Source organism: uncultured Microbacterium sp. (assembly GCF_913776565.1).
GTDB lineage: Bacteria > Actinomycetota > Actinomycetes > Actinomycetales > Microbacteriaceae > Microbacterium.
Genome location: NZ_CAJYPF010000154.1, coordinates 1 through 7229, shown reverse-complemented (window position 1 = coordinate 7229; position 7229 = coordinate 1). Strand labels below are relative to the sequence as shown.

General features: G+C 71.4%; 7 protein-coding genes. 1 reads left to right on the top strand and 6 read right to left on the bottom strand.

Annotated features, from left to right (window positions below):
• Positions 1-812 (top strand): A/G-specific adenine glycosylase (locus QZ433_RS08410; protein ID WP_295781875.1); only part of this gene is annotated, 812 nt, incomplete at its 5' end.
• A gap of 365 nt (positions 813-1177) precedes the next feature.
• Here the strand turns inward: QZ433_RS08410 and rbfA are convergent.
• The 6 genes from rbfA to QZ433_RS08380 form a co-directional block, all read right to left on the bottom strand.
• The gene (gene rbfA, locus QZ433_RS08405) at positions 1178-1660 is read right to left on the bottom strand and encodes a 30S ribosome-binding factor RbfA (protein WP_295781873.1); all 483 of its coding nucleotides are present in this window, start codon (positions 1658-1660) and stop codon (positions 1178-1180) included.
• 79 nt (positions 1661-1739) lie between these two features.
• Complete coding sequence (gene infB, locus QZ433_RS08400; RefSeq protein WP_295781870.1) at positions 1740-4559, bottom strand: translation initiation factor IF-2; 2820 nt, start codon at positions 4557-4559, stop codon at positions 1740-1742.
• 93 nt (positions 4560-4652) lie between these two features.
• Complete coding sequence (locus QZ433_RS08395) at positions 4653-4904, bottom strand: YlxR family protein (RefSeq protein WP_295781868.1); 252 nt, start codon at positions 4902-4904, stop codon at positions 4653-4655.
• Between the two features lie 33 nt (positions 4905-4937).
• Complete coding sequence (gene nusA / locus QZ433_RS08390; protein ID WP_295781866.1) at positions 4938-5927, bottom strand: transcription termination factor NusA; 990 nt, start codon at positions 5925-5927, stop codon at positions 4938-4940.
• Between the two features lie 216 nt (positions 5928-6143).
• A complete protein-coding gene (locus QZ433_RS08385; protein ID WP_295781881.1) occupies positions 6144-6746 on the bottom strand; it encodes an HD domain-containing protein in 603 nt (200 codons plus the stop codon).
• 308 nt (positions 6747-7054) lie between these two features.
• Positions 7055-7229, bottom strand: a 175-nt coding sequence (locus QZ433_RS08380) for a glycogen/starch/alpha-glucan phosphorylase (protein ID WP_295781878.1), incomplete at its 5' end; no start/stop codon positions are given.

Here is a 7229-nt window from a genome sequence, read left to right as displayed (position 1 = left end):
GGGAGGGCTTCGGGGCGTGGGGCACCCTCGTGAGCGAGTTCATGCTGCAGCAGACGCCCGTCACCCGCGTCATCCCCCACCTCGAGGCGTGGCTGACGCGCTGGCCCACGCCGGCCGACCTGGCGGCGTCTCCCCCGGGCGACGCGGTGACCCAGTGGGCCAATCTGGGGTATCCCCGGCGGGCGCTGTGGCTGCACCGCGCGGCGGTGGAGATCCGCGACCGCCACGAGGGTGTCGTCCCGCGCGACGTCGACGCGCTGCTCGCGCTGACGGGCATCGGCGACTACACCGCGCGGGCGGTCGCCGTCTTCGCGTACGGGGATCGGCATCCCGTCGTCGACACCAACACCCGCCGGGTGCTCGCCCGCGCGGTCGAGGGTCGCGCGCAGCCCGGCCCGCCGCACCGCCGCGACATGGAGCGGATGGATGCCGAACTCCCCGCCGACCTCGTCGAAGCGGCGACCGTGAACGCGGCGGCGATGGAGCTCGGCGCGATCGTCTGCACGGCGAGGGCGCCGAAGTGCGAAGCCTGCCCGCTGGCCGCTCAATGCGCCTGGCGAGCGGCGGGATACCCCGAGTCCGAGGACCGCCGCCGCAAGCAGGCCGCTTACGAGGGGAGCGACCGACAGGCCCGCGGTGCCGTGCTGAGAACCCTTCGGGCCGCGGCTCCCGCGGCCGTCCCCCTCTTCGCGGTGCTGCCCGACTGGCCGGATGCCGCGCAGCGCGATCGCGCGATCGACTCCCTCGTGGCGGATGGCCTCGCCGAGGCCGTCGACGAGCAGTTGCGCCTGCCGGGCCACCCGGCGTCCTGACCCGCACCCGTCCGAGCCCCGCCAGGCGGCCCCGCGCGAAACTCCTGAGAAACCCACACCTCGCCCCCGCAGAATCCCCCGCTCGCGCCTCGCGCCCCCAGAAACTCAGGAGTTCCGCCCGCCCCGACGAGGCCCGCACCCCGCGGATACGACGCGCTCACGCCCGAGCCCCGCGGCGGCCCCGCGGCGGCCCCGTGCGAAACTCCTGAGAAACCAGCGCCTCGACCCCGCCGAACCCCTACCCGCCCGCCTCGAGGGCGAAATCTCAGGAGTTTCGCCCTCCCCGGCCAGGGAGACCCCCAGAACGCGAAGAAGGCCGGATGCCGCCCGCTCGGGGGTGGCATCCGGCCTCACGGTCCGCACGCTCAGATGCGCGCGGCCTCGTCGTCTTCGTCGTCGTCCTCATCGTCGTCGAGGTCGTCATCCTCGTCCGCGCGGGGCTTCACGTACGGGTCGGCGTCGCCCGCGTAGGCGGCCGATGCCGCGAGACCCGCGACCGACTCATCGCGTTCGCGCGCCTCGCGCAGCAGCGCTGAGATGTGGTCGGCGTTCTCGGGAATGCCGTCCAGGATGAACTCCAGCGACGGGGTGAGTCGCGTGTTGAGGTGCTTGCCGACCTCGCTGCGGAGCATCCCGGTCGCGGACTTCAGCGCCGCCGCCGTGTCGGCGCGGTGCGCCTCGTCGCCCATGACGGTGTAGAACACCGAGGCGCGCTGGAGGTCGCCCGTGACCCGCACGTCGGTGATCGTGACGAACCCGAGCCGCGGGTCGCGCAGCCCCTTCTCGAGCCGCTCCGCGAGCACCACGCGAATCCGATCCGCCACGCGGGCCTGTCGTTCCCCTGCCACTGCCTTCTCCTTCTTCCCTTACCGCCGCGGATGACGAAGCGGGAGCCGCGTCCGAAGACGCGACCCCCGCTCGGTGTGATCAGCCTCGCGGCTTCTCGACCATCTCGGTGGTCTCGATCTCGTCGCCGATCTGGATGTCGTTGAACTTGCCCAGGCCGATACCGCACTCGAAGTCCGTGCGGACCTCGGTGACGTCGTCCTTGAAGCGGCGCAGCGACTCGATGGCCAGGCCGTCGGCCAGCACGACACCGTCGCGGATGACGCGGGCCTTGGCGTTGCGCGTGATCGTTCCCGACCGCACGATGACACCGGCGATGTTGCCGAACTTCGAGGAGCGGAACACCTCGCGGATCTCGGCGACACCCGACTGCACCTCTTCGAACTCCGGCTTGAGCAGGCCCTTGAGCGACTGCTCGACGTCGTCGATCGCGTTGTAGATGACCGAGTAGAACCGCACGTCGACGCCCTCGCGGGCGGCGCGCTCGCGGGCCTTCGTGTCGGGACGGACGTTGAAGCCGATCACGATCGCGTTGTCGATCGTGGCCAGGTTGATGTCCGACTCGGTGATGGCACCCACGCCGCGGTGGATGATGCGCAGCTGGACGCTGTCGTCGACCTCGATCTTGAGCAGCGACTCCTCGAGCGCCTCGACGGCACCCGACACGTCGCCCTTGATGATGAGGTTGAGCGACTCGACCTTGCCCTCTTCGAGCGCACGGGTGAAGTCCTCGAGCGAGATGCGCTTGCGGGCCTTGGCCAGCTGGGCGTTGCGCTCGGCCGCTTCGCGCTTCTCGGCGATCTGACGCGCGGTGCGGTCCTCTTCGGTGACGATGAAGACGTCGCCGGCGCGGGGCACCGAGTTCAGACCCTGCACCTGCACGGGACGCGAGGGGTAGGCCTCTTCGACGGCTTCGCCGTTCTCGTCCATCATCGCGCGGACGCGGCCGTACGCCGTTCCGGCGACGATCGCGTCACCGACGCGCAGGGTTCCGGACTGGATGAGCACCGTGGCGACCGAACCGCGACCCTTGTCGAGCTTCGCCTCGATCGCGACACCGCGGGCCGCCTTGTTGGGGTTGGCCGTCAGGTCGAGACCCGCGTCGGCTGTGAGCAGGACCGCGTCCAGGAGGGCCTGGATGTTGAGGTTCTGTCGCGCCGAGACGTCGACGAACATGACGTCTCCACCGTATTCCTCGGCGACCAGACCGTACTCGGTGAGCTGCTGGCGCACCTTGGCGGGGTTGGCGTCGGGCTTGTCGACCTTGTTGACCGCGACCACGATCGGCACGTTCGCCGCCTGGGCGTGGTTCAGCGCCTCGACCGTCTGGGGCATGATGCCGTCGTCGGCCGCGACCACGAGGATCGCGATGTCGGTCACCTGCGCACCGCGGGCACGCATGGCGGTAAACGCCTCGTGACCCGGGGTGTCGATGAAGGTGATCGCGCGCTCGATGCCCTCGTGCTCGGTCCAGATCTGGTACGCACCGATGTGCTGCGTGATGCCGCCGGCCTCGCCCGCGACCACGTTTGTCTGGCGGATGGCGTCGAGCAGTCGCGTCTTACCGTGGTCGACGTGGCCCATGACGGTGACCACGGGAGGACGGATCTCGAGATCGTCCTCGCTCTCGGCTTCGAGCTCGGCGTCGAGGTCGAGACCGAAGCCCTCGAGGAGCTCCTTGTCCTCGTCCTCGGGCGAGACCATCTGGATCTTGTAGCCGAGCTCCTCGCCGAGCACCTCGAAGGTGGCCTCGTCGAGCGACTCGGTCGCGGTGGCCATCTCGCCCAGGTTGAACAGGATTGTCACGAGCGTGCCGGGCTGCACGGTGTAGCCGCGCAGCGCCTCGAGCTTGTCCGCGAAGTCGGCGATGGAGGCACCGCGACGCAGACGGATGATCTCGCCGTTGCCCTTCGAGACGTTGACGCCGCCGACGACCGGCGCCGACCGCATCTCGAATTCCTGCCGCTTCGCCCGACGCGACTTACGCTGCTTGGACTTGCCGCCGCCCTTACCGAAGGCTCCCGCGGTACCACCGCCGGGACCACGGCCACGGCCACCGCCGCCGCCGGGACGACCGGCGAAACCACCGGCCGGAGCGCCGCCACCGGGGCGCTGGAAGCCGCCTCCGGCACCGCCGGGACGACCGGGGCCGCCGGGACGCTGCTGGAACGGGGCGCCGGGACGACCGCCGCCGCCGGGACGACCGGCACCGCCGGGACGCGGGGCCCCGGGGCGCGGGGCACCCGGGCGCGGGGCCTGGGGACGCGGGATGTTGCCGGGGGTCGGGCGCTGACCCATGCCCTGCGCTGAGGCGAAGGGGTTGTTGCCCGGGCGGGGGCCGGCGGGACGCTGGCCCATGCCCTGCGACGACGCGAAGGGGTTGTTGCCGGGTCGCGCTCCACCCGGGCGCGGGGGCGCGCTGGGGCCGGGCTTGGGCGCGCCACCGCCGGCCGCGGGGGTCGCCGACGGCGCGGCGGGCTTGGCACCCGGCTTGGCGGGAGCTGCGGGTGCGGGGTTCGACGCCGCGGGAGCCGCCTGGGCGGCGGGCGCCGCGGGGGCGGATGCCGCGGGGGCGGGCGCGGCTGCCGGAGCGGCCGGAGCGGCGGGCTTCGCGGGGCCGGGGGTCGGGCCCGAAGGGCGGGCTCCCGGGGTCGCCGCGGGTCGTGCGGGGCCCGGACGGGCGCCGGCGCCGGGGCGCGCCGCGGGGGCGGCGGGCTTGGCATCCGAGGATCCCGACGAGCCTTCGGCCGCCAGGGCGGCGCGGAGCTTACGGGCCACCGGGGGTTCGATGGTGGACGAAGGGCTCTTGACGAACTCGCCGAGCTCCTTCAGCTTCGCAAGCGCGACCTTGCTGTCGACGCCGAGCTCGGAAGCGATCTCGTGCACGCGTGGTTTTGCCACAATTCTCCTGTCTGAGGGCCTACCCCGGACAGGGCAGACCGTTAGTTGCGGACGGGTCTCATTTCGAGCCGTTCACTTCGTGTCCATAGCCGTTCAGCCTTTTCGCTGGAGGTGTGATTCGAAGGTCTGCGTGTCAAGCGGGCCTGACACACGCAATGCTCGTACGAAGGCGCGACGCGCGAGAGCTTTCCTCACGCACGCGTCCGTCTCGTGCACCCACGCTCCCCGCCCCGGCAGCACCGCTCTCTCGTCGGGGACGAGGACCGATCCGTCGGCGATCACACGCAGAAGCGAGGATCGGGGGGCGCGTGCGCGGCATCCGACGCACGTTCGTACGGGAAACATCTTACACCTCGCGCCTACCCGGAAGACGGACGCTCAGTTGTCTTCGAGGATGCTGTCGGGCTGGATGTCGATCTTCGCGCCGGTCAGCTTGGCGGCGAGGCGGGCGTTCTGCCCCTCTTTGCCGATCGCGAGCGATAGCTGGTAGTCGGGTACGAGCGCGCGCACGGCCTTCGTCGAGGCGTCGAGCACGAACGACGAGGTCACCTTGGCCGGCGACAGGGCGTTCGCCACAAAACGGGGCAGCTCGGCGTCGTAGTCGATGATGTCGATCTTCTCGCCCGCGAGCTCTTCTGTGACGGCGCGGACGCGACGGCCGAGCTCGCCGATGCAGGCACCCTTGGCGTTGACCGTGGGATCGTTGGCCTTGACCGCGATCTTGGAACGGTGGCCCGCCTCGCGCGCCAGCGAGACGATCTCGACCAGGCCGGCGGCGATCTCGGGCACCTCGAGCGCGAAGAGCTTGCGGACGAGTCCGGGGTGGGTGCGCGAGACGGTGATCTGCGGCCCCTTGTTGCCCTTCGAGACGCTCGTCACGTAGACGCGCAGACGCGAGCCGTGCGGGTACGTCTCGCCGGGGACCTGCTCCTCGGGCGGCAGGATCGCCTCGACGGTACCGAGGTCGACGTGCACCATGCGGGGGTTCGGCCCCTGCTGGACCACGCCGGCGACGATGTCGCCCTCTCGGCCCTTGAACTCCCCCAGCACCGCGTCGTCGGCGATGTCGCGCAGACGCTGGCTGATGACCTGCTTCGCGGCGAACGCGGCGATGCGGCCGAAGTCGTCGGGGGCCTGCTCCTCTTCGCCGATCACGGCGCCCTCGTCGTCGGTCACGGGCGTGAAGATGCCCACGTGACCGGTCTTGCGGTCGAGCGACGCGCGGGCTCCGGCGGGAATCTCACCCTCGGACGAGATGTGCTTGGCGTAAGCGGTCAGGATCGCCTGCTCGATGATCCGCGCGAGTTCGTCGAAGGGGATCTCCTTCTCGCGTTCGATCGTCTTCAGAAGTGCGAGATCGATGTCCACAAGGCCCTCCGTTGTTCAGCTTTCGTCGGCGCGACCGGCGCCGACAACCCTCCTACGATACCCGGGATGCCACCCTTCCCGCGACTCGTGGAACGTCGGGCCCCTCGCGCACGGCGACACGACGCAGGAGGATCCGGGCGGAATGGCGCATCGCACGAGAACCAAAGGCCTCGGACGCCGGATCTCCTGCGCTGTGTCGATCCGGCTCCACCGCCCTTAGAGACGCTCGAGCGGATTCGCGGCGAGCTTGGCCACTACTCCCCCGTCGACCAGGCGCCGCGCGGCGGTGTCGGGCTTGCGGGCGGCCTGATCGCGCACGCACGCGCCGAACTCCTCGGCGAGAGCGCCGCGCGGGTGGGCGGCGAGCACCTCGCGGCGGAAGTCCTCGGGCAGCGCGTCGGGGCGGGACCCCGAGATGTCGAGGCCCGTCGCGATCTCGAGCAGGTACCCCTCGGCATCCTCTATCGGATCCACGCCCGGCCAGTTGTGCCGCACCACGACCTCGAGCACGCGTTCGCGTCGGGGCTGCGCCCACCCCGCGCCCGCGGTCAGCGCGACGCCGACGTGACCGCCGGCGTGCTCGTACGAGATCGTGTGGTTGTCGAACTCCGTCACCGTTCCGATGTCGTGCAGCACCGCCGCGACGTACAGCAACTCGTGGTCGATGCCCCGGATGCCGTCGACCACCGCGAACGCCTCGGCCCACAGCCACGACCGCAGCACGTGCGCCGTGATCGCGGGCGACTGGTACTGCTGAGCCAGCGCGAGGGCGCCACGGGCGGCGAGCGTGTCGGGCGCGGGGAAGTCGCTGATGCGCACGGGGCCTCCGGGATCGGGTGGACCCCCACTCTCGCGGAACCCGCGCTCGTCGACCAGACGCGCGGCGGCCACCCTTCGCAGCCTTTCCGCCAGCGCGCGGGCAGGACGCAGGAGATCCGGGCGCCGAACGCGACGACGACCGCACGGTTCCGCGGGGCGCGTGGCGCGCGGCATCCGGATCTCCTGCGTTGTGCACCCGCCGCACCCGCCACCGCCCCGCGTCCCGCACCCTCCACGCGTCCCACCGCTGGAACGACGGATGCCGCGGCCTCGGGCGAGCGCCCGGGTCGCGGCATCCGCGGGCCGCGTCAGCTCACCGGTTTGGCGTGCCAGATGCGGTCGAGGTAGTCGCGCATGGCCCGGTCGGACGAGAAGTACCCACTGCGGGCGACGTTCAGGATCGCCGAGCGCACCCACGCGTCCTGGTCGGCGTACGCGGCGTCGACGCGGTCCTGCGCGTCGAGGTACGAGCGGAAGTCGGCG

Excerpts from the sequence above, each read along its gene's own strand:
- QZ433_RS08395 (WP_295781868.1), bottom strand. The coding sequence starts at position 4,904 with ATGTTTCCCGTACGAACGTGCGTCGGATGCCGCGCACGCGCCCCCCGA.